This is a genomic window from Pseudomonas sp. R1-15 (assembly GCF_051132085.1).
Lineage (GTDB): Bacteria > Pseudomonadota > Gammaproteobacteria > Pseudomonadales > Pseudomonadaceae > Aquipseudomonas.
Window position 1 is genome coordinate 1336287 of the sequence record NZ_CP071660.1, and the last position, 23912, is coordinate 1360198.

The following is a 23912-nucleotide window of genomic DNA, read 5'->3' on the forward strand; positions in this document are numbered from 1 at the left end:
TCATTTAGGTTTTCATAGCAAGGCATTCTTGCGTTGAGGAACCATTTGATGCGCCCTTTTTTATTGCTCTTTCTGCTGTTCCCGGTGTTGGAGCTGTTCGTATTCGTCAAGGTCAGCGGTGCGATCGGGTTCTTCCCGGCGTTGCTGCTGGTCATTCTCGGCTCGATGCTCGGCGTGTTCGTGCTGCGCATCGCCGGCCTGGCCACGGCACTGCGTGCCCGTGAAAGCCTGACCCGTGGCGAACTGCCCGCCCAGACCATGCTCGAAGGCCTGATGCTCGCGCTGGGTGGTGGTCTGTTGATCCTGCCTGGCTTCATCAGCGACGTGCTGGGCCTGGTCTTGCTGCTGCCCTTCACGCGCCGGTTGCTGGCCAACAAGATGCGCCAGCGCGCCGAAGAACAGGCGATGCGCCAGCGGGCTTTCGCCGATGACCTCCAGCCCCGTGGCGGTCCGACCCCGCGCGAACCGGTGGGCCGTGAGCCCAACGTGATCGAAGGCGAATTCGAACACCGCGATCCCAAGTAGCTTTCAGTGACACGGTAGCCAGCGACACGGCACCTTCGGGTGCCGTGTTCGTTTTAGCGCTCGTTCAGTAAAAAATTTCACCCTCGACCCTTGTAATCGACTTGCACGCCCTTATGTATGGGTCACCGCAAGGTTTCCGGTGGCGACACCGGACAGACTTCCGCGGTTCGCTTGACGAACCGCACCCCGGCTCCGCCGGCTTTTGTTAAACCCGCCGGGACTACACCGGCCGATGAAAACCAAAATTAGGAGAGATCGACAATGAAGCTTCGTCCTCTGCATGACCGCGTCGTCATCCGTCGCAGCGAAGAAGAGAAGAAAACCGCTGGCGGTATCGTCCTGCCAGGTTCGGCTGCTGAAAAAGCCAACCACGGTGAAGTTCTCGCTGTAGGTCCGGGCAAGGCTCTGGAAAACGGTGAAGTACGTGCGCTGGCCGTGAAAGTGGGTGACAAGGTTGTGTTCGGCCCTTACTCCGGCAGCAACACTGTGAAAGTCGACGGCGAAGACCTGTTGGTAATGAGCGAGAACGAAATCCTCGCCGTTCTCGAAGGCTGATTTCCCCGCTCATTTTCCCGCTACTACTACAAAGTATTTAAGGAATATCGATCATGGCTGCTAAAGAAGTTAAATTCGGCGATTCCGCCCGCAAGAAAATGCTCGCCGGTGTCAACGTCCTGGCTGACGCAGTAAAAGCGACCCTCGGCCCGAAAGGCCGTAACGTGATCATCGAGAAGAGCTTCGGCGCTCCGACCATCACCAAGGACGGCGTTTCCGTAGCCAAGGAAATCGAGCTGAAAGATCGCTTCGAAAACATGGGCGCGCAGCTGGTCAAGGACGTTGCCTCCCGTGCCAACGATGACGCCGGCGACGGTACCACCACCGCGACCGTATTGGCTCAGTCGATCGTCAACGAAGGCCTGAAAGCCGTCGCTGCCGGCATGAACCCGATGGACCTCAAGCGCGGCATCGACAAGGCGACCATCGCCATCGTCAAGGAACTGAAGGGTCTGGCCAAGCCTTGCGCTGACTCCAAGGCTATCGCCCAGGTAGGTACCATCTCCGCCAACTCCGACAACTCCATCGGCGACATCATTGCCGAAGCCATGGAAAAAGTCGGCAAGGAAGGCGTGATCACCGTTGAAGAAGGCTCGGGCCTGGAAAACGAACTGTCGGTTGTAGAAGGCATGCAGTTCGACCGTGGCTACCTGTCGCCATACTTCGTCAACAAGCCGGACACCATGGTTGCCGAGCTGGACAGCCCGCTGATCCTGCTGGTCGATAAGAAGATCTCCAACATCCGCGAAATGCTGCCAGTGCTGGAAGCCGTTGCCAAAGCCGGCCGCCCTCTGCTGATCGTGGCTGAAGATGTCGAAGGCGAAGCCCTGGCGACCCTGGTCGTGAACAACATGCGTGGCATCGTCAAGGTTGCAGCCGTCAAGGCTCCAGGCTTCGGCGACCGTCGCAAGGCCATGCTGCAGGACATCGCCGTACTGACCGGCGGTACCGTTATCTCCGAAGAGATCGGCCTGAGCCTGGAAAGCACCACCCTGGAGCACCTGGGTAACGCCAAGCGCGTGATCCTGTCCAAGGAAAACACCACCGTGATCGACGGTGCTGGCAACGATGCCGATATCCAGGCTCGTGTCACCCAGATCCGCGCACAAGTGGCCGAGACTTCGTCCGACTACGACCGCGAAAAACTGCAAGAGCGTCTGGCCAAGCTGTCTGGCGGTGTTGCGGTGATCAAGGTTGGCGCCGGTTCCGAAGTTGAAATGAAAGAGAAGAAAGCCCGCGTTGAAGACGCCCTGCACGCAACCCGCGCAGCCGTCGAAGAAGGCGTGGTGCCTGGCGGCGGCGTGGCACTGGTTCGTGCCCTGCAAGCCATCAGCGAGCTGAAAGGCGACAACGATGACCAGAACGTTGGCATCCAGTTGCTGCGTCGCGCTGTTGAAGCACCTCTGCGCCAGATCGTTGCCAACTCCGGCGACGAGCCAAGCGTAGTGGTCGACAAGGTCAAGCAGGGTTCGGGTAACTACGGTTACAACGCTGCCACCGGCGAATACGGCGACATGATCGAAATGGGTATCCTGGACCCGGCCAAAGTGACTCGTTCGGCTCTGCAAGCGGCTTCGTCGATTGCCAGCCTGATGATCACCACCGAGGCGATGATCGCTGAAATCAAGGACGACGCTCCAGCTGGCGGCGGCATGCCAGACATGGGCGGCATGGGTAGCATGGGCGGCATGATGTAAGCCAGCCTTACCCCTGTAGCGAAAAACCCCGCCTGTGAAAGCAGGCGGGGTTTTTTATTGCCCTGAATAACGGCACCAAACTCTGTGGGAGCGAGCCTGCTCGCGAAAGCGGTATAACAATCAACATTGATGTTGCTGATCCGACGCTATCGCGAGCAGGCTCGCTCCCACATTGAAAATTATGTTCAGGCATTGACGGAGCGGGTGACGCTCATACGTTCAGGTGTGGAAACTGGTCGGTACAGAACGCAGTAATAACACCCGAGGCAAATCAGCCAGCAGAACACCGCTGTCCAGACGTTGTGGGAGAAAAAGTGCGCTCCTTGCATCATGCGTCCCACGGAAAACACAGTGCCCAGGGCAAAGGCGAACACCAGCGCCTGGCGTGCGAGGCGTGGGCGACGGTCACGCAGTACGAAAAACAACGCGAACAGCGTGAAGCCGGTGGCGGCATGCCCGCCGGGCCAGCATCTGCCGGGCTTGTCGGTAGCCGGGCGTGGGCTCAGTAGCTCACTGTAGGTTTCCTTGCCACCGAACTCCTTGAGACTCCATGGGCATTGCACTGCCGTCACTGCCTTCAAAGGCGTGACAAACGCAGTCGCCAATGCCAGCGACAGGACCAGGCAACCCAGCTCACGTTTGTACGGCTTGAGCCGAGCGATAAAAAACGAGGCGACAAACCCCACGACCGCCAGCACGGAAAACCCGATGACCAGTTGTTTGGCCCGGTCATGCAGGATGTCTTCCAGGAAAAAACTGTGTCGACCGATAAACCCACCCGCCGTCGGATCGTAAAACAGCTTGGCCACGTTCATGTCCAGGGTGGTCAGTTCCAGCAACACCAGAATGGCTGCGACCACGGCGGGCAGGCCCAGGGCGACCCATAGATTCAGGGGCCTGGAAGCGGGGCGGACGGCAGTGGAAACCATGGCAGTACCTTTGATGGGAGTTTTCGTGATCAGCGCGTTGCACAGTCTGGTCTGCGTTGCGTTCGGGCGGTGTGAAGGTTGGGTGAAAAACTCGTCAACACCCGCGCAGCCCCGCTGCTGAGGGCTCTTGACCTTCGTGGGAGCGAGCCTGCTCGCGAAGGGGCGGCACATTCAACCTGGATGGCGGCTGTTCCACCGCCTTCGCGAGCAGGCTCGCTCCCACAGTGACTCGCACTGCGTATACAACCCTAGCCGTAAGCCACGCTTGGCCTTAAGCTGCGCGGGCCACGACGATTGCCCCGTGCGCAGAGGAGATGCCCATGCGAATTCTGTTGGTTGAAGACAACCGTGACATCCTGGCCAACCTGGCCGACTACCTGGGCCTCAAGGGCTACACGGTCGATTGCGCACAGGACGGTTTGTCAGGGCTGCACCTGGCCGCGACCGAACACTACGACTTGATTGTGCTGGATATCATGCTGCCGGGCATCGACGGCTATACGCTGTGCAAGCGCCTGCGCGAAGACGCCCGGCGCGATACACCGGTGATCATGCTCACCGCGCGGGACCAGTTGGATGATCGTTTGCAGGGTTTCAAATCCGGGGCGGATGATTATCTGGTCAAGCCCTTTGCCTTGTCGGAGCTGGCGGCGCGGATCGAAGCGGTCATGCGGCGTGCCCAGGGCGGTGGCCGACGCGCGTTGCAAGTCGGCGACCTGAGCTACGACCTCGATACGTTGGAAGTGACCCGGGAAGGCAAACTGCTCAAGCTCAACCCCGTGGGCCTCAAGTTGCTGGCGGTACTGATGCAGAAAAGCCCCCACGTGCTGCGGCGCGAGATCCTTGAGGAAGCCTTGTGGGGCGATGATTGCCCGGATAGCGACAGCCTGCGCAGCCATGTCCACCAATTGCGCCAGGTGATCGACAAACCGTTTGAAAAACCGTTGCTGCACACTGTGCACGGCGTCGGCTACCGGTTGGCCGAGGGCCGAGATGGAGTTTAAGCAAAGCCTTGCGCAACGGATCATCATCGCTTTTGCGCTGATGAGCGCATTGGTGGCGGGAGCGTTTGCACTGGGCATCGTGGCAACGGTCCATCTGGTGGAAGAAAAACTGATTTCCGCCGGGCTCGGAGGCGACCTGCAACGCCTGCTGTTGATGGACAGCGTTTCCGACTGGAGTCATCGTCCGGAACCCGACCAGCTGTTCTATTTCAGCGGCGGCCCGGGGGACTTCGAGTTGCCCAGGGACCTTCGTCACCTGCAACGTGGCTTTCACGAAGTCTTTCGCGAACAGCTGTCCTATCACGCGATGGTAGAGATTGTTGACGGTCGGCATTACGTGCTGTTGCAGGACCAGAGCGATTTTGAGGAGCGCGAGCGGGTGCTGTTTGCCGTGGTGCTGGTGGGCTTCGTCCTCAGTCTGGCGCTCGCGGTGTTCCTGGGCTGGGTCCTGGCACGCCGGGTGATGGCGCCGGTGGTACGTCTGGCCCGGCAGGTACGGCATCGCGACCAGTTGCTCGGGCTCGCCCCGCCATTGGCGCCGGATTATGCCGCTGATGAGGTGGGCGAGCTGGCCGTGGCGTTCGATGCCACGCTGGGCCGGTTGCGCCAGGCCCTGACCCGGGAACGGTTGTTCACCAGCGACGTGAGTCACGAACTGCGCACGCCGTTGATGATCCTCGCCACCTCCTGCGAATTGTTGCTGGAGAATCCGGCGCTGGACCAGCGTGGTCGCACCCAGGTCGAGCGCATCAACCGCGCCAGCGAAGAAATGCGCGAACTGGTGCAGACCTTCCTGATGCTTGCCAGGGCCCAACGCGAGGACAACGGCATGTCGCCTCGCTCGACGCTGGGGCAGGTCGCGGAAAACCTCCTTGGGGTGTGGCGTGCGCCGATCGAATCCAAGGGCCTGACTTTGATTTTCGAACCAGGGCAAACCACCGATACGCAGTACAACGCCACGTTCCTGACTGCCGTCATGGGAAATCTGCTGCGTAACGCCTTGCACTACACCGATCAGGGCTTTATCCGCGTCTCGCTGACCGCCACGGGATTTGTCGTCGAGGACAGCGGCGTAGGCATTCCCGAGGAGAAGCGCGAGGCGATGTTCGAGCCGTTCGTGCGCGGTAACGAAAAGCGTGGCGAGGGACTGGGGCTGGGGCTGTCACTGGTGCAGCGGATCTGCGAGGACCAGGGCTGGACCGTGAGCCTCAGCACGATGGAACCCAACGGATGCCGTTTCGAGGTGGAGTTGAACCCGAAGTCCTGAGATCGGCGGCGAAAAATCTTGAAAACATTCAGCCGTTTACATGACGAAGTTTTCACAAAGGGATGACCTGGCAGCTACAAGCCGATCCCTAAGGTGGCGCCATCAACTCTGGAGGCGCCATCGATGTCCAATCCCATCAAGCTAGCTTTTTCCGCCAAGTACGACGAGCGACATGCCCAGCAGTACCTGCGCAAACACAAGACGGGGCTGAGCCGCCGTCTTTCCCACCATCGGGACGAACAACTGGCCCGGCGCGCCTTGATGCTCGCGGGCGACCCGGGCCTGGTCCTGGACCTGCCGTGCGGAGCCGGGCGTTTCTGGCCGCTGCTGGCCGAGAAAGCCGGCCGGGTGATCATCGGCGCGGACAATTCCACCGCCATGCTCCAGACGGCATTGAAGGCACAACCAGCCGATGTCGTAAAACGGGTACAACCTTTGCACACATCTGCGTTCGACATCGCCTTGCCTGATAACGCCGTCGACAGCATTTTTTGCATGCGCCTCTTGCACCACATCGGCGAACCCGCGCACCGACTGGCGATATTGAGGGAATTCGAGCGTGTCACCCGTGACAGCGTAATCGTTTCATTGTGGGTCGACGGCAATTTCAAGGCCTGGAAACGCAAGCGCCTGGAGCGCACCCGTGGGCAGAAAGACTACCAGAACCGATTTGTGTTACCGGTCGCTACAGTCGAAGAAGAGTTTCGGCAGGCCGGGTTTCGCATTGAGGAACAGTTGGATTTCCTGCCGCTCTATGCCATGTGGCGAGTTTATGTATTACGCAAGGGGTAGCAGGCATGGTTGTACAGGTAGCAGGAGCCCAGGCGGCTTCTCGTAGTTGCTTTGACCAGATCTGGAATCAGCGTGGCGAGTGGGTGGAAGCGCCCAATACCCGGCGTGGCGGCGAAAGCGGTGTGCAGCGGATCAGCCATGATGGCGAGCTGTTTTATTCCAAGCGCCAGACCGGACACATTTACCGTAGTCTGTTGCACCCGTTCGGCCGTCCGACCGTGTTGCGTGAAGAGCGAGCGCTGTTGGCCCTGGCGGAACTCGGCGTCACGGTACCCCAAGTGGTCTTTTGCGGCGCGCAGAGAGACCCGGTCCACAAGTGGCGCGCGCTGCTGGTCACCCGCGCTCTGGACGGCTTCGAGGAAATCGGGCACTGGTATGCCGCAGGCGGCCGCGAGCGTCATGGCGAGGCGGTCCATGATCGTCTCCTCCAGGCCCTGGCCGAGAACCTCGCCCGCATGCACAAGGGACGCTGGCAGCACAGTTGCCTCTACATCAAGCATGTATTCGTACGAGTAACCGGAGAGGGCGAGTCGGCCAAGGCCGAAGTGGCGTTACTCGATCTTGAGAAATGTCGCCAACGGCTGACCGCACGCCGCGCGGCGTTCCATGACATGAACCAGTTGCGGCGCCATTCGTCGTTCCAGGATTGCGACTGGGGAAAACTCGTCTATTTTTACGAGGCGGCGTTTGGCAGCGCTATCAAAGGTTTATCCCGATGAAACTAGAAATTGCTAGAGGTTTGTTTTTAGTCGGAGCCCTGGCAGTTGCATCCCTGGCGCTGGTGGTGTGGGAGCAGCCACGCTCGCAGATCCTCAGTGCCTCCACTGTCGGCGCACATTGCCCGGTGCCTCGGGTGGCCAAGGCCAGCGAGGCGATCCAGCCGGACGACGACCTGTTGCTGTTCATGTTCAGTCTGTCCCAGGGCATGCGACCGCAGAGTTGAGTGTCAGGAAGCCGAAACACGGGGGCTGTGGCGAGGGAGCTTGCTCCCGCTCGGCTGCGAAGCAGTCGTCATCCATACGACGAATAGCCTGATCCGGAATCCAGTCGGGACCGCTTCGCGGTCCAGCGGGAGCAAGCTCCCTCGCCACGGGACCCCGACCCTCATGCCCTCAGGCTTTGTCCGGCTTGGCCAGCAAGGTGTAGACACACGGCAGCACGAACAACGTGAACAAGGTGCCGATCGACATGCCGGTGGCGATGACCGTGCCGATGTCGAAGCGGCTCACTGCGCCGGCACCGGTGGCGAGGATCAACGGCACCATGCCAAACACCATGGCGGCAGTGGTCATCAGCACCGGACGCAGGCGAATCGATGCGGCCTGTTCCACTGCGTCTCGCGGACTCAAGCCTTGCTCCTTGCGCAGCTGGTTGGCGAATTCGACGATCAGGATGCCATGCTTGCTGATCAGGCCGATCAGGGTCACCAGCCCCACCTGGGTGTAGATGTTCATGCTCGACCAGCCGAGGAACAGCGGAATCAGTGCGCCGCAAATGGACAACGGCACCGTCACCAGGATCACCAGCGGGTCGCGGAAGCTTTCGAACTGCGCCGCCAGCACCAGGAAAATGATTGCCAGGGCCAGGCCAAAGGTGACCCATAACGCGCTGCCTTCCTGGACGAACTGACGCGAAGCTCCGGCGTAATCAAAGGCGAACCCTGTCGGCGCTTCTTCAAGGGCTATCTGGCGAACCGTCTCGATGGCCTCGCCCATGCTTACCGTGGGAAAGCCCGAGATCGTGACAGCATTGAGCTGCTGGAACTGGTTCAGTTGCCGCGGTCGTGCCTGGTCGCTGACCTTGATCAGCGTCGACAACGGAAGCGACTCGCCCTGGGCGTTCTTTACGTAATAATTGTTCAGCCAGTCCGGATTGTCCCGGAATGGCCGCTCGACCTGGGCGATGACCTTGTAGCTACGCCCCTCCAGCGTGAAGCGGTTGATCTCCGCCTCGCCCAGCAGTGTCGCCAGCGTGCCGCCGAGATCTTGCATCGAGACGCCCATCTGGGCGGCTTTGGCGCGATCGATGTCCACTACGACTTCAGGCTTGTCGAACGCAAGGTCGATGTCCATGAAGGCGAACTTGCCGGACTCCAGCGCACGCTTCTTGACCCGTTCGGCAATCTGCAGGAGCGTCGTGTAGTCCTTCGGCGAGTTGATGACGAATTCGAAGGGCAAGCCTTCGCCCGTGCCGGGCAGCGAGGGCAGGTTGAAGCCGAAGATCTGCAGGCCGGGCACGCTTTCCAGCCTGGCCTGGACTTCCGGGAGGATTTCCATCTGGGTGCGGCTGCGTTCGTTCCAGGGCTTGAGCAGGAAGCCGCCGATGCCCGACTGTACGCCGTTGTAGCCGTTGATCTGGAACGAAGAGTAGTACTCGGGGAATTCCTTGAAGATCGTGATGAAGTGATCGGTGTAAGCGTTCAGGTAGTCCAGGTTGGTGGTCTTCGGGGCGTTGGCCATCATGAAGATGATGCCCTGGTCCTCGTCGGGCGCCAGTTCGGATTTGGTGAACATGATCAGCACCGGAATCAGCAACAGCACGAGCACGGCGAATACCAGCACCACCGGCCGAGTGTTGAGCGTGCCGTGAAGCATGCGCTGATAACGGGCCTTCAGGCGCTCGAAGATCACGTCCAGCCGATGGGCCAGCCCCGAGGGGTTCTGGTCATGACGCAGCAGCATCGCGCACATCATTGGGGAGAGGGTCAGGGCGACGATTCCAGAGATCACCACCGCGCCGGCCAGGGTCAGGGCGAACTCCTTGAACAGCGCCCCCGTCAGGCCTTCGAGCAGGCCGATCGGTGCATACACCGCCGCCAGCGTGATGGTCATCGAGACCACCGGCATGGCGATTTCCCGCGCGCCTTCAATCGCGGCGTCGAACGGTGTCTTGCCTTCCTCGATGTGCCGGTGGATGTTTTCCACCACCACGATGGCGTCGTCCACCACCAGGCCGATGGCTAATACCATGGCCAGCAGCGTCAGCAGGTTCATGGAGTAGCCCATCAACTGCATGAAGAACATCACGCCGATCATCGACAGCGGAATAGTCACTACCGGAATGAGCACCGAGCGCAGGGCGCCGAGGAACAGGAACACCACGACGATGACGATCAGCACCGCCTCGAACAGGGTCTTCACCACTTCGTCGATGGAGGCCTGGATGAACAGCGTGGCATCGTAGGCGATCTCGGCCTTGAGGTTGGACGGCAGCTGGGCCTCCATTTCCGGCATGATCTTGCGCACTTCCTTGATGACATCGAGGGGGTTGGCCCCAGGGGTTGCCTTGATCCCGATGTACACCGAAGGGGTACCACCGAAAGAGCTGATGGTGTCGTAGTTTTCGGCGCCCATCTCCACCCGCGCCACGTCCCGCAGCAACACGCGGCTGTCACCGTCAGTCTTGAGCGGGATGCCGGCGAATGCCTCGGCGGATTTGAGTTCGGTGTTGGCGTTGATGCTGGTGACCACGTACTCGCCTTTCACTTCACCAGCAGCGGAGAGAAAGTTGTGCTGGCGCACGGCGTTGGTCACGTCGGCGGCGGTCAGGCCGAAGCCTGCGAGCTTGACCGGGTCCAGCCACAGGCGCATGGCAAACACCTGGTTGCCGAGGATCTCGGCCTCGGCCATGCCCGGCAGCGTTGCCAGTTTGGGCTGGATGACGCGCGACAGATAATCGGTGATCTGTGGGTTGTTCAGCTCCTTGCTGAAGAAACTGATGTACATCAGCGCCGAGGCATCGGCTGCCTCGCGGCTGAGGACCGGGTCCTCGGCGTCCTGGGGCAGTTGGTTCTTCACCTCGTTGGCCTTGGCCAGCAGTTCGGTAAAGAGCCGGTCGCTGTTCGAACCGATGCGCGCGTAAACCGATATGACCGAGAAATTCTGGCGGCTGACCGAAGTCATGTAGTCGATGCCCTCGGCACTGGCCAGGCTTTGCTGCATCGGTTGGGTGATGTAACCCTGGATGGTCTCGGCGTTGGCCCCGGGGTAGGCGGTGGTCACCGTGATCAGGGCATTTTCCATCTGTGGATACTGGCGCAGGGGCAGCTTGCTCCAGGCCTGGAAGCCCAGCAGCACGATCAACAGGCTGACCACGGTGGCAAGCACCGGGCGGCGGATGAACGGATCGGTAAAGGCCATGGGGGTTCCTTGATCAGTCCGCGCGCGGTGGGCTGTTCTGTTCGGTCAGGGTCTTGTCGTCGCTGATGGCGATGGGCGTACCGTTGTCGAGCTTGATCTGGCCGGCAATCACTACTTCTTCGCCGCGCTGCACGCCCTTGGTCACCAGGACCTGCCCGTCACGGCGCTCACCGGTTTCGACAAAGCGCCGTTCGGCAATCAGGATCGGCTGGCCCTTGTCATCCTTCTCGACACTGCCATCGGCGGTTTTTTTCTGAGTGACCACGTACATGGAATTGCCATAGAGGGTGTAGGTCACGGCGCTCTCCGGCACGACGATACCGACAGCGACGTCCGGCAGGATGACGTTCAGGTTGGCGAACATGCCGGGCAACAGCTTGCCGTCGGGGTTGGCGAGCGTGGCGCGCACGAGCACATTACGGGTGCTGTCCTCGACCTTGGGGTTGATTGCGCTGATGGTGCCAACGAAGGTCTGGCCGGGATAGGCCGAGACGCTGACGTTGACTGGCTGGGCAACCGTCAGCCGGGGCACCGTCTGTTCAGGAACGTAGAAGTCGACGTACAGGCTGCTGAGGTCCTGCAGGGTCGCGATCACCGTGCCGCTGGCGAGGTAGTCGCCGACATCCACCTGGCGGATGCCGATGGTGCCGCTGAACGGCGCGACGATGTGTTTTTTCGCCAGCGAAGCCTTGAGCTGGTTGACCGTGGCCTGGTTCTTCTTCAATTGGGCCGAAAGCCGGTCGAACTCGCCCTTGGAAATTGCCTGGCTGCCCACCAGTTGTCGGCCACGGCCGAAATCCAGTTGCGACAGGCCAAGGTCGGCCTGGGCAGTTTCCAGCAGGGCGCTTTCGACTTCGCTGTCCAGTTGCAGGATCGGTTGCCCGGCCTTGACCTTCTGGCCGGATTCGAACTGGACCTTTTGCACGGTGCCGGCGATTTCCAGGCTCAGGTCGACGCCTTGCAACGCCTTGAGGCTGCCGACAGTGGGCAGGCGGGCTTGCCATGGCTGTTCGACGGCCTTGGCCACGGCGACGCTGACCGCAGGTTTGGGCGCAGAGAACATCTGGATCTGCTGATAGACGGAATAGGCCTTGTAGCCCGCCAGCGCCAGTACCACCAACAGGACAACACCCAACATGATCAGCATGCGGCGTCGCAGCATGTTCCACTTCCTTGGAAAATAGCCGAGAGAAATACAGACAGGCGGGCACCTTACCTTGAGTGCCCGGAGGATTCCAATCGGTGTTTGTCGGCAATGTGTAAGGTTTTTCCCTGGGCCCTCTGCGCTTGCAGCTCAGACCAGATGCAGATGGTTGTCCCAGAGCCCCGCCGGCAGATCCAGCGGCTTTGCAACCAGTTGTGGCTGCCGACAATCGTAGTAGCGGCAACGTCCCTGGCCCGACGTCACGACAAACCCGTCGGCTACCGCGCCGACCCCGGCGCAGTCCGGCAGGGGCGCGTCGAGGCGAACCTCGCCGCTGTCCAGGTCCCAGATGAAAAAACGGTTGCCCCGTGGCGCCGTCAGGGCTACCAGGCGCAGGTCGCTGTGCACGGCGACGCTGGCGGTGTAATGCCCCATGGCTTGCAGCTGGTATTCAGGTACCGGGAACGCCTTGAACGGTTGGCCCGGACGCTTGATCGCGAGCAATTCGGACGATTCGTGGGCCGCTCCCATGAACTGCTGGCCGGTGACGATGGTGCCATCGCTGGCGATGCTCATATGGCGCACGCTGTTCATCTGCTGGGCGAGGGTTTCCTTGCTCAACAGCGTGCCATCACGGTGCATCAGCACCAGGCTCGGCTCCATGGCGTCGAGGTTCATTTCGACCCGGCTTTCGGCCTCGGTGCGGATGCCGCCGTTGGCCACCACCAGCGTCTCACCGTCGGGCAGCCACGACACTTGGTGAGGGCCGATGCCGTGGGTGGACAGTTCGCCACTGTGCACCAGCCGTTCGCCTTCGAAACGGTACACGCCGAGCAGGCCGCGTCCCGGATCGCTGGTATCGTTTTCTGTGGCGTAGAGCCATTCGCCGCTCTTGTGGATCACCGCATGACCGTAGAAATGCCGGTTCGGCAGCGAGGTGATGGTTTGCAGCAGCGTGCCGTCGCGCAAGTCGACCAGATAGCTTTCGGTGCCCGGGCGGCGGGCGACGAACAGGGCGATCGGCAGCGCCGGGTGATTGATGATGTCATGGCAGCGCTGGCCAACCTGGGTGGCGAACACCCGTGTGCCGTCCAGTCGATAGCCGACCGCGTAGTGCTTGCCGTCGGCATCGTCCCGTGCCGACAGCAGTAATGGACTCTTGTCCTTTTGCTTGAACAGCGTCCAGCCGCCCAGGGTGATGGCACCGAGCAGCAAGCTGCCCAGCGTCAGAGCCTGACGTCGAAACATGATCAGTCACCGTCGTTGGCGTTGAAGCCCAGTTGAATGCCCAGCGCCTTGGCCAGTTCGCCTTCATGGAGGCGATGGACGACGTTGAGGCTGTCGTACAAATCGTTGAGTTGCTGGCGCCCGGCGTCGTCACCGAGCATTTCGGTCAGTGAGCGCTGGCTGCTGGCGAACAGTTTCAACGAGGCGTCGTAGGCGGCGTCGATCTTGTCGGCCAGCGGCTTCTGCTCGCTTGGCAACAAACCTCGCAAGCCTTTGTTGTCGACGCCAACCCAAACGGTCCGGGCGGCGCTCAGGCTGGCCTCAAGCCCTTGCAACGACGACTGGCTGCGCCACGCATCGGCCTGGAACGGTTGCGGCACGCCCTTGCTCTGGCGGCCCATCGGCGTGCCGAGTTTTTTCTTCAGGGTGTCCAGGGCGGTCACCTGGACCCGCAGCAGGTCGGCGATCGCTTCATGGGAATCGGCATAGCGCTGGTTCGGGAACTTGCTCATCTGGGCGAGCATGCCGTCGTTGGTGTTCCACCGCGACAGGATCTCTTCGGCCAGTTGCTTCTGGCGTTCGCCGATGGCGATCAGCAGCGGGCAGTACTTGGCTTTCTGGGCGCTGTCGGCCATGTCGATCTTTGCGTCGAACAGCAGGTATTCGTAGGCCGAGAGCCCTTGCACGACGACGCTGGACTTGGCCAGGCCGGCGGCGTCGATCTGCGGCTGGCTGTTGACCAGTTGCTCGACCTGGCGGCCCACGAGGTTTTTCTTGTCCGGCCAGAACTGTACCTGCCAGGCGCGGTTGCCCTCCGCCAGCGGCCCGATCAGTAGCGGCTGGAGTTCAGCCCAGGCTTTTTGTGCCTTGAGGAAATCGGCGCGGGCGGTTTCCAGGTTTTCCTTGCCCTGGCAGAACGCCAGGGCGCTAGTCGCCAGTTGGCGGTCGGCCTCGACCCAGCGACTGTAGGTCGGCAGGATCACCTGCTTGGCGATGGCGGCCGAGGTGACCGCTTGCGGGTCCTGGGGCGAGCAGGCACCCAGGGCGATGGCGGCGAGGCTGGTGAACAACAGCTTGGGACGGAACATGTCGGGCTCCCGTTTTTCGGAAAGTGCGTTTAAAGAGAGTTCAGGAAAGCCAACAGCGCAGCGCGCTGCTCGGCGTTGAATGCTAGAACCTGTCGCTGCGCCGCCTGGGCTTCGCCGCCATGCCAGAGCACGGCTTCGAGCAGGTTGCGGGCGCGACCGTCGTGGAGAAACTGGGTGTGGCCGTTGACGGTTTCGGTCAGGCCGATGCCCCACAGCGGCGGGGTCCGCCAGTCGCGGCCGCTGGCCTTGAATTCGCTGCGGTTGTCCGCCAAGCCTTCGCCCATGTCGTGCAGCAGCAGGTCGGTGTAGGGACGGATGACCTGGTTCGCCAGCTCGGGTTCGGCGGCATCGGCGGACGTGGTGTACTTGGGGGTGTGGCAGGACTGGCAACCGGCCTGGAAAAACAGGTTCTTGCCCGCCAGCACCTGGGCCGAACCCACCTCGCGGCGGGCCGGCACGGCGAGGTTGCGGCTGTAGAACAGCACCAGCCGCAGAATGTTGTCGCTGACTTCCGGTTCGCCCTCAGGGCCGTTGCCGTTGGGCGCGCGCTGGCAATCGAGCTGGGCCTGGGTGCAGTCGTCGAAGGGCCGCAGGCTGGTCGTCAGGCCCATGTCGCCGGAGAACGCATGGACGTTCTGTTGATTGAGGTTCGGTTGTCCGGCCTTCCAGCCGAAGCGCCCCGGCACGGTTTTTTGCTGGACGTCGTCCCAGACCATGTTCGGGCGACCGGCGATGCCGGTGTTCTCCCGCGCCTGTGACTCGGCATTGGCCAGGATGGCTGCATCGGGGATGGCCTCGAGCAGACCCAGGCCGATCATCGGCGGTGCGACACGGGCCGAAAATCGTGTGTCGGGGTGCATCGGGCCATAGCCCAGCTGGGTGATCTGCAGGCTCGGCTTGCGCAATTCGACGACGGTGCCGTCCTCGAAGCGCACCGGGACGGGAGAGTAATCGACCCTGACCTTGCCTTCCGGCGCGACGCCCGGCACGGACATGTCCTGCAATTGCCCGCCGTAGACCGGCTCCGGTACGACGCCGAGTTGTTCGATGAGCTTGGCGTAGGGCGGCGCATCGGGGATCGACAGGCGTACCAGCATCGACACCGCGCTGCTGGCATCCGGTGCCGGCGGATGGCCGCGACCGTCCTTGATGTGGCAGTTCTGGCAGGCGTTGGTATTGAACAGGGGGCCGAGGCCGTCCCGGGCGGTAGTGGTCGAGGGCGCGATGACCCAGGGACTGCGGAAAAAACTGTTGCCGACGCTGAAGTCCACGCGCCGCGAAGGCGGCAGATTGGCCGAGGGCAGCGAGAAGGCGTTCTGGTCGGCCTTGCGTACTGTCGCGCTGCCGCCGGATCTGGCTTCGCCGGGCTCGGCCTGGGTAAAACGCGGGGCGTCATCGCAAGCCGTCAGGCCCAGGGCCATGAACAGAGCGCACAAGCGAAGAGGCAACGACAGCATTGGAAATCCTGCGGGACGAGTGAAACGCGGGCGCAAAGTCTAACAGGGTGGGGGAGTTTGAATAAGAGGAATTATCGTTTGGTTCGAGGCAGATGTTTCAACCGCGTGGCGGTGGACGGCCTTTTTCGACTATCGCCCCCAAGGGAGCAATAGTCGAGGCACACGCAGCTATCGGGGATTATTCGGCGTTGCACAGCGCCAGGCAGTTATCCAGCATGCGGTTGGAGAAACCCCATTCGTTGTCATACCAGGCCAGTACCTTGAGCAGCTTGCCGCTGGCCTTGGTGTGGTTGGCATCGAAGATCGACGACAGCGGGTTGTGGTTGAAGTCGCTGGAGACCAGCGGCAGGGTGTTGTAGCCAAGGATCTTCGAATGCTGGCTGGCCTGCTTGAGCAGCGCGTTGACCTCATCGGCCGAAGCTTCGCGCTTGAGCTGCACGGTCAGGTCCACCAGCGACACGTTGATCACCGGCACGCGCACGGCCATGCCGGTCAGCTTGCCCGCCAGCTCCGGCAGCACCAGGCCTACCGCTTCGGCGGCGCCGGTCTTGCTCGGGATCATGTTCTGGGTGGCCGAACGGGCGCGGTACGGGTCGCTGTGATAGACGTCGGTCAGGTTCTGGTCGTTGGTGTAGGCATGGATGGTGGTCATCAGGCCGCTTTCGATACCCAGCTCGCGGTGCAGCACCTGGGCCACCGGGGCCAGGCAGTTGGTGGTGCACGAAGCGTTGGAAATGATCTGGTGGGACTGGCGCAGGATGTCATGGTTCACGCCATACACCACGGTCGCGTCGGCGCCCTTGGCCGGGGCCGAGATGATCACCTTGCGGGCGCCGGCGCTGATGTGCGCGGCGGCCTTGGCGCGGTCGGTGAACAGGCCGGTGCATTCGAACACGACGTCGATCTTTTCGGCGGCCCAGGGCAGTTCGGCCGGGTTGCGGATGGCACTGACCGCGATGCGGTCGCCATTGACCGTCAGGCTCTCGTGATCGTGCTGCACGTCGGCATCAAAGGTGCCGTGGACGGTGTCGAACTTGAGCAGGTGAGCATTGATCGCGCTGTCACCCAGGTCGTTGATGGCGACGATCTGCAAGTCGCGACGATAGCCTTGGGTATACAGTGCACGGAGGACGTTGCGGCCGATGCGGCCAAAACCATTGATTGCGATTCGAAGAGTCATTAACTGCGCCGCCGTCGATTTGTTGTTGGAATTACAAGATTATTCGCATAAAAATAGAAAACAAGCCTTTTTAGTGGCAATATTTTGTTTTATCTACAACGAGTGACCTGAATCAACTGGTCCGATTGGTCAGAAACCGTCTGTCGCCCTGTCTTTGCCGCGGTGTGCAACGGGCTTCTGACCAGCATAGACAATCAGGTCGCCACATCCGTTAGCCTGGAGTTCTACACATGCATCCCCGCGTACTTGAGGTCACCGAACGGCTTATCGCCCGCAGTCGCGCTACTCGCGAGGCTTACCTTGCACTGATCCGCGGTGCAGCCAGCGACGGTCCGATGCGCGGCAAGCTGCAATGCGCCAACTTCGCCCATGGCGTTGCCGGTTGCGGCACTGAAGACAAACATCACCTGCGGATGATGAACGCCGCCAACATCGCCATCGTGTCGTCCTATAACGACATGCTATCGGCCCACCAGCCGTACGAAACCTTCCCGGAACAAATCAAGAAAGCCCTGCGCGAGATCGGCTCGGTCGGCCAGTTCGCCGGCGGTACGCCAGCCATGTGCGATGGTGTGACCCAGGGCGAGGCGGGGATGGAGCTGAGCCTGCCGAGCCGCGAAGTGATCGCGTTGTCCACGGCGGTGGCGTTGTCCCACAACATGTTCGACGGTGCCTTGATGCTGGGCATCTGCGACAAGATCGTCCCGGGCCTGATGATGGGCGCGCTGCGCTTCGGTCATCTGCCGACGATCTTCGTGCCTGGCGGGCCGATGGTCTCGGGCATTTCCAACAAGGAAAAGGCCGATGTGCGCCAGCGCTACGCCGAAGGCAAGGCGACCCGCGAAGAGCTGCTGGAGTCGGAGATGAAGTCCTACCACAGCCCAGGTACCTGCACGTTCTACGGCACCGCCAACACCAACCAGTTGCTGATGGAAGTGATGGGCCTGCACTTGCCGGGCGCCTCGTTCGTCAACCCGAACACGCCGCTGCGCGATGCCCTGACCCGCGAAGCGGCGTTTCAGGTGACGCGCCTGACCATGCAGAGCGGCAACTTCATGCCCATCGGCGAAATCGTCGATGAGCGTTCGCTGGTCAACTCCATCGTTGCGCTGCACGCCACCGGTGGCTCCACCAACCACACCCTGCACATGCCGGCCATTGCCATGGCGGCGGGCATCCAGCTGACCTGGCAGGACATGGCCGACCTCTCCGAAGTGGTGCCGACCCTGAGCCACGTCTACCCGAACGGCAAGGCCGATATCAACCACTTCCAGGCGGCGGGCGGCATGTCGTTCCTGATTCGCGAACTGCTGGAAGCCGGCCTGCTCCACGAAAACGTCAACACCGTGATGGGCCATGGCCTGAGCCGTTACACCCAGGAACCGTTCCTGGAGGACGGCGAACTGGTCTGGCGCGATGGCCCGACCGAAAGTCTCGACGAAAGCATCCTGCGTCCGGTAGCCCGGGCTTTCTCGCCGGAAGGCGGGTTGCGGGTGATGGAAGGCAACCTGGGCCGGGGCGTGATGAAGGTCTCGGCCGTGGCTCTGGAAAACCAGGTCGTCGAAGCCCCGGCCATGGTGTTCCAGGACCAGCAGGACCTGGCCGATGCGTTCAAGGCCGGTCTGCTGGAGAAGGATTTTGTCGCGGTGATGCGCTTCCAGGGCCCACGCTCCAACGGCATGCCGGAGCTGCACAAGATGACGCCCTTTCTCGGCGTGCTGCAGGATCGCGGGTTCAAGGTGGCGCTGGTCACCGACGGGCGCATGTCCGGCGCATCGGGAAAAATCCCGGCGGCCATCCATGTCAGTCCCGAAGCCTATGTCGGCGGCGCGTTGGCTCGGGTGCGCGAGGGCGATATCATCCGTGTCGATGGCGTCAAAGGCACCTTGGAATTGAAGGTGGACGCCGAGGAATTCGCCGCGCGCGAACCGGCCAAGGGCCTGTTGGGCAACAACATTGGCACCGGTCGCGAGCTGTTCGGTTTCATGCGCATGGCCTTCAGCTCGGCAGAGCAGGGCGCCAGCGCCTTCACTTCTGCCCTGGAGACGCTTAATTGAAACTGGCTTTGGTCGGTGATATCGGTGGGACCAACGCACGTTTCGCGTTGTGGAAGAACCACAACCTGGAAAACATCCAGGTGCTGGCGACGGCGGATTACGCCTGCCCGGAAGATGCCATCAAGGTTTACCTGAGCGGGATGGGCATGGCGCCGGGTTCCATCGGCTCGGTGTGCCTGTCGGTGGCCGGTCCGGTGAGTGGCGATGAGTTTCGCTTCACCAACAATCACTGGCGCTTGAGCAACCTGGCGTTCTGCAAGACTTTGCAGGTGGAGAAGCTGCTGCTGGTCAACGATTTCTCCGCCATGGCCCTGGGCATGACCTGCTTGCGTCCCGATGAATACCGGGTCGTCTGCCAGGGCACGCCGGAGCCGATGCGCCCGGCGGTGGTGATCGGCCCGGGCACGGGGCTGGGCGTCGGTACGCTGCTGGACCTGGGCGAGGGCCGTTTCGCGGCGTTGCCGGGGGAGGGCGGGCATGTCGACCTGCCGATGAGCAGTCCGCGCGAGACCCAGCTCTGGCAGCACATCTACAACGAAATCGGCCACGTCAGCGCCGAAACGGCACTGAGCGGCAGCGGTCTGCCTCGTGTGTACCGGGCGATCTGCGCGGTGGACGGCCATGAGCCGGTGCTTGATACCCCCGAGTCGATCACCGCCGCCGGCCTGGCCGGCGACCCGGTCGCCCTGGAGGTGCTCGAACAATTCTGCCGTTGGCTGGGGCGCGTGGCGGGCAACAATGTGCTCACCGTGGGCGGGCGTGGTGGCGTGTACATCGTCGGCGGCGTGGTCCCGCGCTTTGCCGATTTTTTTGTCGAGAGCGGCTTCGCCAGATGCTTCGCCGACAAGGGCTGCATGAGCGATTATTTCAAAGGCATTCCGGTCTGGCTGGTGACGGCGCCGTATTCCGGCCTGATGGGCGCGGGCGTGGCGTTGGAGCAGTCCTCCGCAGTTTGAGATGCAGCCCTTGTGGGAGCGAGCCTGCTCGCGAAAGCGGTGTATCAGCCAGCATTTATGGCGACTGACATACCGCTTTCGCGAGCAGGCTCGCTCCCACAGGGGGTGTGGTGTGTTTGCAGATCCCGTCCATCAGGCATAATCGCCCCCAATTCAAACAACAAGGACGAGGCCCCGTGAGTTCAGTGAACAAATCGATTTTGCTGGTCGACGACGACCAGGAAATTCGCGAACTGCTGGACACTTACCTCAGTCGCGCGGGTTTCCAGGTGCGTACCACCCCCGATGGCGCCGGGTTTCGCCAGGCCCTCAACGAGGCGCCGAGCGACCTGGTGATCCTCGACGTGATGCTGCCCGACGAGGACGGCTTCAGCCTTTGCCGCTGGGTTCGCCAGCATCCACGCCAGGCCCATGTGCCGATCATCATGCTCACCGCCAGTTCCGACGAGGCCGATCGGGTCATCGGCCTGGAGCTGGGGGCGGATGATTATCTGGGCAAGCCGTTCAGTCCTCGCGAATTGCAGGCGCGCATCAAGGCCTTGCTGCGACGGGCGCAGTTCGGCCAGGAGCGATCCGGCGGCGAAGTGCTGGCCTTTGATGAGTGGCGGCTGGACATGGTCAGCCACCGGCTGTTCCATGCCGATGGCGAAGAGGTCATCCTGTCGGGTGCCGATTTTGCCTTGCTCAAGCTGTTCCTCGATCATCCACAGGAAATCCTCGACCGCGACACCATCGGCAACGCCACCCGAGGGCGTGAATTGATGCCGCTGGACCGGATTGTCGACATGGCGGTCAGTCGCTTGCGCCAGCGCCTGCGCGATACCGACAAGCCGCCCCGATTGATCCGCACGGTGCGCGGCAGCGGTTATCAACTGGCGGCCAGTGTGGTTGCCAGCAATGGTCATTGAGGGAATCCGCAAGATTGCCCGACGGGTGCCCGTGCCGCGCTCGTTGCTCGGACGGATGCTGCTGCTGACGCTGCTGGTGGTGCTGTTCGCCCAGACGCTGTCGAGCCTGATCTGGGTTTCGCAACTGCGCGCCACGCAGCTCGAAGGCCTGGTCACCAGCGCCCGCAGCCTGGCTCACTCGATGACCGCCACCGTGACCTACTTGCGTTCGCTGCCGGTGGCCTATCGGCCGTTGGTGCTGGACCAGTTGCGCAGCATGGGCGGCACGCGGTTTGTCGTTACGCTCAATGACAAGCCGCTGGGCATGGATGTGCTGCCGGTCACGCCGCGCAAACTGGCGGTGCTCAAGGCCGTGGACGATGTGCTGCGCCGCTCCCTGGGCAATAACGCCGACATCTCCGTCAAGTTTGTCAGCCCCGAAGACCTGCGGATCTTCAACGGCGGGCTCAAGCTTGATGAGCTTCCCCGTTCGTGGGCTCACTACGCCCTGACGCTCGAGCCGGTGAACCCGCCGGTACTGGTCACGCAGATCCAGATGGCGCCGGGCGAATGGCTGTACATCGCCTCGCTGCTGCCCGAACCCTATACCAGTCTCGAAGAGCAGGACCTGCCCAAGCAGCAGGTGGGCTTCATCGTGCTCACCAGTAGCCTGTTGCTGTTGTTCATCGGCTTGCTGGTGCATTGGCAGAGCCGGCCGCTCAAGCGCTTGGCCCGTGCCGCGCGGGACATGTCCCTGGGCGCTGAAGTGCAGCCTGTGGCCGAGGGCGGCGGCAGCGAAGTGGTGGAGGTGGGGCGTGCGTTCAATGCCATGCGCGAGCGTATCAGCCGCTACCTGACCGAGCGCAGCCAGTTGTTCAGCGCGATTTCCCATGACCTGCGCACGCCGATCACCCGCCTGCGGCTGCGGGTCGAGTTGCTGGAGGATGAAAATCTGCAGGCCAAGTTCGGCCGCGACCTCGACGAGCTGGAGCTGCTGGTCAAGGGCGCGCTGCAATGCGTCAAGGACACCGATATCCACGAGAACATCGAGCCGGTCGACCTCAATCACGTGCTCGATTGCCTGGTGGAGCCTTACCTGGCGCCCCACGGCAACGGCCGGGTGACCCAGGATGGCCGGGCGTTGGCACCGTACCCCGGCAAACCGCTGGCCCTTAAGCGCTGCATCGGCAACCTGATCGACAACGCCTTGAAATACGGGCAGAGGGCCCACTTGCACATCGACGATGATGAAAACGCCTTCATCCTGCACGTTGACGATGAAGGCCCTGGCGTACCGGAACAACGCCTCGAACAGGTCTTCGAACCGCACTTTCGCCTGGCCGGGCAGCAGCAGGGATATGGCCTGGGGCTGGGCATCGCGCGCAACATTGCCCACAGCCATGGCGGCGAGGTGAGCCTGCAGAACCTGCGCGAGGGCGGGTTGCGGGTGACGTTGCAGTTGCCTCGCAGTGTGGATTAGCGGCACCGCGTCATCGTTCTTCGCGAGCAGGCTCGCTCCCACATTGATCTTCGGCGTTCACAAATCCCCTGTGGGAGCGAGCCTGCTCGCGAAGGCGTCAGTCGTCTCGATACTTCTCTCAGCTGAATGTCACAAGCCGGTGACATAACTCGCCCCTTTCGTTACCTGTCGCCCATCCCGCCTTGTTTAGACTCCTTGCGTCAAAACAACAAAAAAGGTACCTCGATGGACACCTTCCAACCGGCGTTCAGCAGTTGGCTGAATGCGCCTGCCCATCAGCAGTGGCTCGCCGCCGAAGGTTTGCGGCTGCTGGCGTTCGCCAAGGCTTCGAAGCTGCCGGACGGTTTCGGCAACCTGGACGAGCTGGGTCGCCTGCCGGCCGGTGCGCGGGCCGAGACCATGAACACCGCACGCATGACCCACAGCTTCGCCATGGCCCACATCCAGGGCCTGCCGGGGTTCGCCGAGCTGGTGGATCATGGCGTCCAGGCCCTCGGCGGCCCGCTGCGCGATGCCGAACATGGCGGCTGGTTCGCCATGGCTGATCCCGATGCCAGCGACACCGGCAAGGCGGCTTACCTGCATGCTTTTGTGGCCCTGGCCGCCAGCTCCGCGGTAGTCGCCCAACGCCCCGGCGCCGAGGCATTGCTCAAGGAAGCGGTGCGGGTTATCGACGAGCATTTCTGGTGTGAAGAAGAGGGCGCCCTGCGCGAGTCCTTCAACCGCGACTGGAGCGAGGAGGAAGCCTATCGCGGCGCCAACAGCAACATGCACGCCACCGAAGCCTTCCTGGCCCTGGCCGACGCCACGGACGACCCGCGCTGGTTGGCCCGCGCGCTGCGTATCGTCGAGCGGGTCATCCATGGTCATGCGGCCGCCAACGACTACATGGTGGTGGAGCATTTCGACCGCGACTGGCAACCGCTGCGCGAGTACAACCAGGACAATCCCGCCGATGGCTTCCGCCCCTACGGCACCACGCCCGGTCATGGTTTCGAATGGGCGCGGCTGCTGCTGCATCTGGAAGCCGCGCGCGTGCAGATCGGCATGCTGACACCGGGCTGGCTGGCCCAGGATGCGCAGAAACTTTTCGATCAGAATTGCCGCCATGGCTGGGACATCGATGGCGCGCCCGGCATCGTCTACACGCTGGACTGGGACAATCGCGCCGTGGTTCGCCATCGCCTGCACTGGGTGCACGCCGAAGCGGCAGCGGCGGCCAGTGCCTTGCTCAAACGTACCGACGAGGCGCAATACGAAGTCTGGTACCGGCGCTTCTGGGAGTTTTGTGACAAACATTTCATCGACCGCTGCAACGGCAGCTGGCATCACGAGCTGGACCCGCAGAACCGCCCCAGCGCCGACATCTGGCCGGGCAAACCGGACCTTTATCACGCCTGGCAAGCGGTGCTGATACCACGCTTGCCATTGGCGCCGAGCATGGCGTCGGCCCTGGCGCGATTATCCGATCCTGCACCTGTGTAACCATGTCGTGACATACACGCGTCCCTTCGTTACCTGCGAAGGG

Annotated in this window: 20 protein-coding genes; 13 read left to right on the forward strand and 7 right to left on the reverse strand. The window is 62.1% G+C overall.

Going from position 1 to position 23912, the window contains the following annotated elements; all coding sequences use genetic code 11:
- The first annotated feature begins 48 nt into the window (after positions 1-48).
- From J3P97_RS05795 to groL, 3 genes are all read left to right on the forward strand, one after another.
- On the forward strand, positions 49-525 hold the full coding sequence (locus J3P97_RS05795) for an FxsA family protein (RefSeq protein WP_434602980.1): 477 nt from the start codon (positions 49-51) through the stop codon (positions 523-525).
- A 261-nt stretch (positions 526-786) separates the two neighbouring features.
- Positions 787-1080 (forward strand): co-chaperone GroES, encoded by a 294-nt coding sequence (locus tag J3P97_RS05800; RefSeq protein WP_003204913.1) that lies wholly within the window; start codon positions 787-789, stop codon positions 1078-1080.
- Between the two features lie 53 nt (positions 1081-1133).
- A complete protein-coding gene (gene groL, locus J3P97_RS05805; RefSeq protein ID WP_434673664.1) occupies positions 1134-2777 on the forward strand; it encodes a chaperonin GroEL in 1644 nt (547 codons plus the stop codon).
- A gap of 185 nt (positions 2778-2962) precedes the next feature.
- Here the strand turns inward: groL and J3P97_RS05810 are convergent, their stop codons facing one another.
- On the reverse strand, positions 2963-3706 hold the full coding sequence (locus J3P97_RS05810) for a phosphatase PAP2 family protein (RefSeq protein WP_434673665.1): 744 nt from the start codon (positions 3704-3706) through the stop codon (positions 2963-2965).
- Positions 3707-4026: 320 nt separating this feature from the next.
- On the opposite strand from J3P97_RS05810, the gene colR reads away from it, so the two are divergent.
- The 5 genes from colR (at position 4027) to J3P97_RS05835 (ending at position 7712) form a co-directional block, all read left to right on the forward strand.
- Complete coding sequence (gene colR / locus J3P97_RS05815) at positions 4027-4710, forward strand: two-component system response regulator ColR (protein WP_030142512.1); 684 nt, start codon at positions 4027-4029, stop codon at positions 4708-4710.
- Entirely contained in the window at positions 4700-5977 is a 1278-nt protein-coding gene (locus tag J3P97_RS05820) for a sensor histidine kinase (protein WP_305496342.1), read from the forward strand. Before colR ends, J3P97_RS05820 begins: the two co-directional genes overlap by 11 nt.
- A 123-nt stretch (positions 5978-6100) precedes the next feature.
- Entirely contained in the window at positions 6101-6769 is a 669-nt protein-coding gene (locus J3P97_RS05825; protein ID WP_434569588.1) for a class I SAM-dependent methyltransferase, read from the forward strand.
- Positions 6770-6774: 5 nt separating this feature from the next.
- Positions 6775-7488 carry a lipopolysaccharide kinase InaA family protein gene (locus J3P97_RS05830; RefSeq protein ID WP_434673666.1) on the forward strand — a complete coding sequence of 238 codons (714 nt, stop codon included), beginning with the start codon at positions 6775-6777 and terminating at the stop codon, positions 7486-7488.
- Complete coding sequence (locus J3P97_RS05835) at positions 7485-7712, forward strand: hypothetical protein (RefSeq protein WP_305496339.1); 228 nt, start codon at positions 7485-7487, stop codon at positions 7710-7712. The genes J3P97_RS05830 and J3P97_RS05835 overlap by 4 nt, the downstream gene beginning before the upstream one ends.
- A gap of 169 nt (positions 7713-7881) precedes the next feature.
- On the opposite strand, the gene J3P97_RS05840 is transcribed toward J3P97_RS05835, so the two are convergent.
- From J3P97_RS05840 to gap, 6 genes are all read right to left on the reverse strand, one after another.
- Positions 7882-10908, reverse strand: a complete 3027-nt coding sequence (locus J3P97_RS05840) for a multidrug efflux RND transporter permease subunit (RefSeq protein WP_434569586.1) — start codon at positions 10906-10908, stop codon at positions 7882-7884.
- A 13-nt stretch (positions 10909-10921) separates the two neighbouring features.
- Positions 10922-12070, reverse strand: a complete 1149-nt coding sequence (locus tag J3P97_RS05845) for an efflux RND transporter periplasmic adaptor subunit (RefSeq protein WP_434673667.1) — start codon at positions 12068-12070, stop codon at positions 10922-10924.
- A 132-nt stretch (positions 12071-12202) separates the two neighbouring features.
- The gene (locus J3P97_RS05850; RefSeq protein ID WP_434673668.1) at positions 12203-13300 is read right to left on the reverse strand and encodes a DUF1513 domain-containing protein; all 1098 of its coding nucleotides are present in this window, start codon (positions 13298-13300) and stop codon (positions 12203-12205) included.
- A 2-nt stretch (positions 13301-13302) separates the two neighbouring features.
- Positions 13303-14367 carry an imelysin family protein gene (locus J3P97_RS05855; RefSeq protein ID WP_305496335.1) on the reverse strand — a complete coding sequence of 355 codons (1065 nt, stop codon included), beginning with the start codon at positions 14365-14367 and terminating at the stop codon, positions 13303-13305.
- A gap of 29 nt (positions 14368-14396) precedes the next feature.
- Complete coding sequence (locus J3P97_RS05860; protein ID WP_434569584.1) at positions 14397-15824, reverse strand: di-heme oxidoredictase family protein; 1428 nt, start codon at positions 15822-15824, stop codon at positions 14397-14399.
- A gap of 178 nt (positions 15825-16002) precedes the next feature.
- Entirely contained in the window at positions 16003-17004 is a 1002-nt protein-coding gene (gene gap / locus J3P97_RS05865; protein WP_305496333.1) for a type I glyceraldehyde-3-phosphate dehydrogenase, read from the reverse strand.
- Positions 17005-17234: 230 nt separating this feature from the next.
- Between gap and edd the strand changes: the two genes are divergently transcribed.
- The 5 genes from edd (at position 17235) to J3P97_RS05890 (ending at position 23869) form a co-directional block, all read left to right on the forward strand.
- Positions 17235-19061, forward strand: a complete 1827-nt coding sequence (gene edd, locus J3P97_RS05870; RefSeq protein WP_434569583.1) for a phosphogluconate dehydratase — start codon at positions 17235-17237, stop codon at positions 19059-19061.
- Entirely contained in the window at positions 19058-20017 is a 960-nt protein-coding gene (locus J3P97_RS05875; RefSeq protein WP_434569582.1) for a glucokinase, read from the forward strand. Before edd ends, J3P97_RS05875 begins: the two co-directional genes overlap by 4 nt.
- Positions 20018-20193: 176 nt before the next feature.
- On the forward strand, positions 20194-20925 hold the full coding sequence (locus tag J3P97_RS05880) for a response regulator (RefSeq protein ID WP_042730801.1): 732 nt from the start codon (positions 20194-20196) through the stop codon (positions 20923-20925).
- Positions 20915-22384: an ATP-binding protein gene (locus tag J3P97_RS05885; RefSeq protein WP_434625656.1), complete on the forward strand. Its 1470-nt coding sequence runs from the start codon at positions 20915-20917 to the stop codon at positions 22382-22384. The genes J3P97_RS05880 and J3P97_RS05885 overlap by 11 nt, the downstream gene beginning before the upstream one ends.
- 225 nt (positions 22385-22609) lie before the next feature.
- The gene (locus J3P97_RS05890; protein ID WP_434673669.1) at positions 22610-23869 is read left to right on the forward strand and encodes an AGE family epimerase/isomerase; all 1260 of its coding nucleotides are present in this window, start codon (positions 22610-22612) and stop codon (positions 23867-23869) included.
- Positions 23870-23912 lie beyond the last annotated feature (43 nt).

Coding starts and splice junctions, on each gene's coding strand:
- J3P97_RS05800 (WP_003204913.1), top strand. CDS start 787: ATGAAGCTTCGTCCTCTGCATGACCGCGTCGTCATCCGTCGCAGCGAA.
- J3P97_RS05830 (WP_434673666.1), top strand. CDS start 6,775: ATGGTTGTACAGGTAGCAGGAGCCCAGGCGGCTTCTCGTAGTTGCTTT.
- J3P97_RS05825 (WP_434569588.1), top strand. CDS start 6,101: ATGTCCAATCCCATCAAGCTAGCTTTTTCCGCCAAGTACGACGAGCGA.
- J3P97_RS05795 (WP_434602980.1), top strand. CDS start 49: ATGCGCCCTTTTTTATTGCTCTTTCTGCTGTTCCCGGTGTTGGAGCTG.
- J3P97_RS05885 (WP_434625656.1), top strand. CDS start 20,915: ATGGTCATTGAGGGAATCCGCAAGATTGCCCGACGGGTGCCCGTGCCG.
- J3P97_RS05835 (WP_305496339.1), top strand. CDS start 7,485: ATGAAACTAGAAATTGCTAGAGGTTTGTTTTTAGTCGGAGCCCTGGCA.
- J3P97_RS05845 (WP_434673667.1), bottom strand. CDS start 12,070: ATGCTGCGACGCCGCATGCTGATCATGTTGGGTGTTGTCCTGTTGGTG.
- J3P97_RS05850 (WP_434673668.1), bottom strand. CDS start 13,300: ATGTTTCGACGTCAGGCTCTGACGCTGGGCAGCTTGCTGCTCGGTGCC.
- colR (WP_030142512.1), top strand. CDS start 4,027: ATGCGAATTCTGTTGGTTGAAGACAACCGTGACATCCTGGCCAACCTG.
- J3P97_RS05840 (WP_434569586.1), bottom strand. CDS start 10,908: ATGGCCTTTACCGATCCGTTCATCCGCCGCCCGGTGCTTGCCACCGTG.
- J3P97_RS05860 (WP_434569584.1), bottom strand. CDS start 15,824: ATGCTGTCGTTGCCTCTTCGCTTGTGCGCTCTGTTCATGGCCCTGGGC.
- J3P97_RS05890 (WP_434673669.1), top strand. CDS start 22,610: ATGGACACCTTCCAACCGGCGTTCAGCAGTTGGCTGAATGCGCCTGCC.
- J3P97_RS05810 (WP_434673665.1), bottom strand. CDS start 3,706: ATGGTTTCCACTGCCGTCCGCCCCGCTTCCAGGCCCCTGAATCTATGG.
- groL (WP_434673664.1), top strand. CDS start 1,134: ATGGCTGCTAAAGAAGTTAAATTCGGCGATTCCGCCCGCAAGAAAATG.
- gap (WP_305496333.1), bottom strand. CDS start 17,004: ATGACTCTTCGAATCGCAATCAATGGTTTTGGCCGCATCGGCCGCAAC.
- J3P97_RS05820 (WP_305496342.1), top strand. CDS start 4,700: ATGGAGTTTAAGCAAAGCCTTGCGCAACGGATCATCATCGCTTTTGCG.
- edd (WP_434569583.1), top strand. CDS start 17,235: ATGCATCCCCGCGTACTTGAGGTCACCGAACGGCTTATCGCCCGCAGT.
- J3P97_RS05855 (WP_305496335.1), bottom strand. CDS start 14,367: ATGTTCCGTCCCAAGCTGTTGTTCACCAGCCTCGCCGCCATCGCCCTG.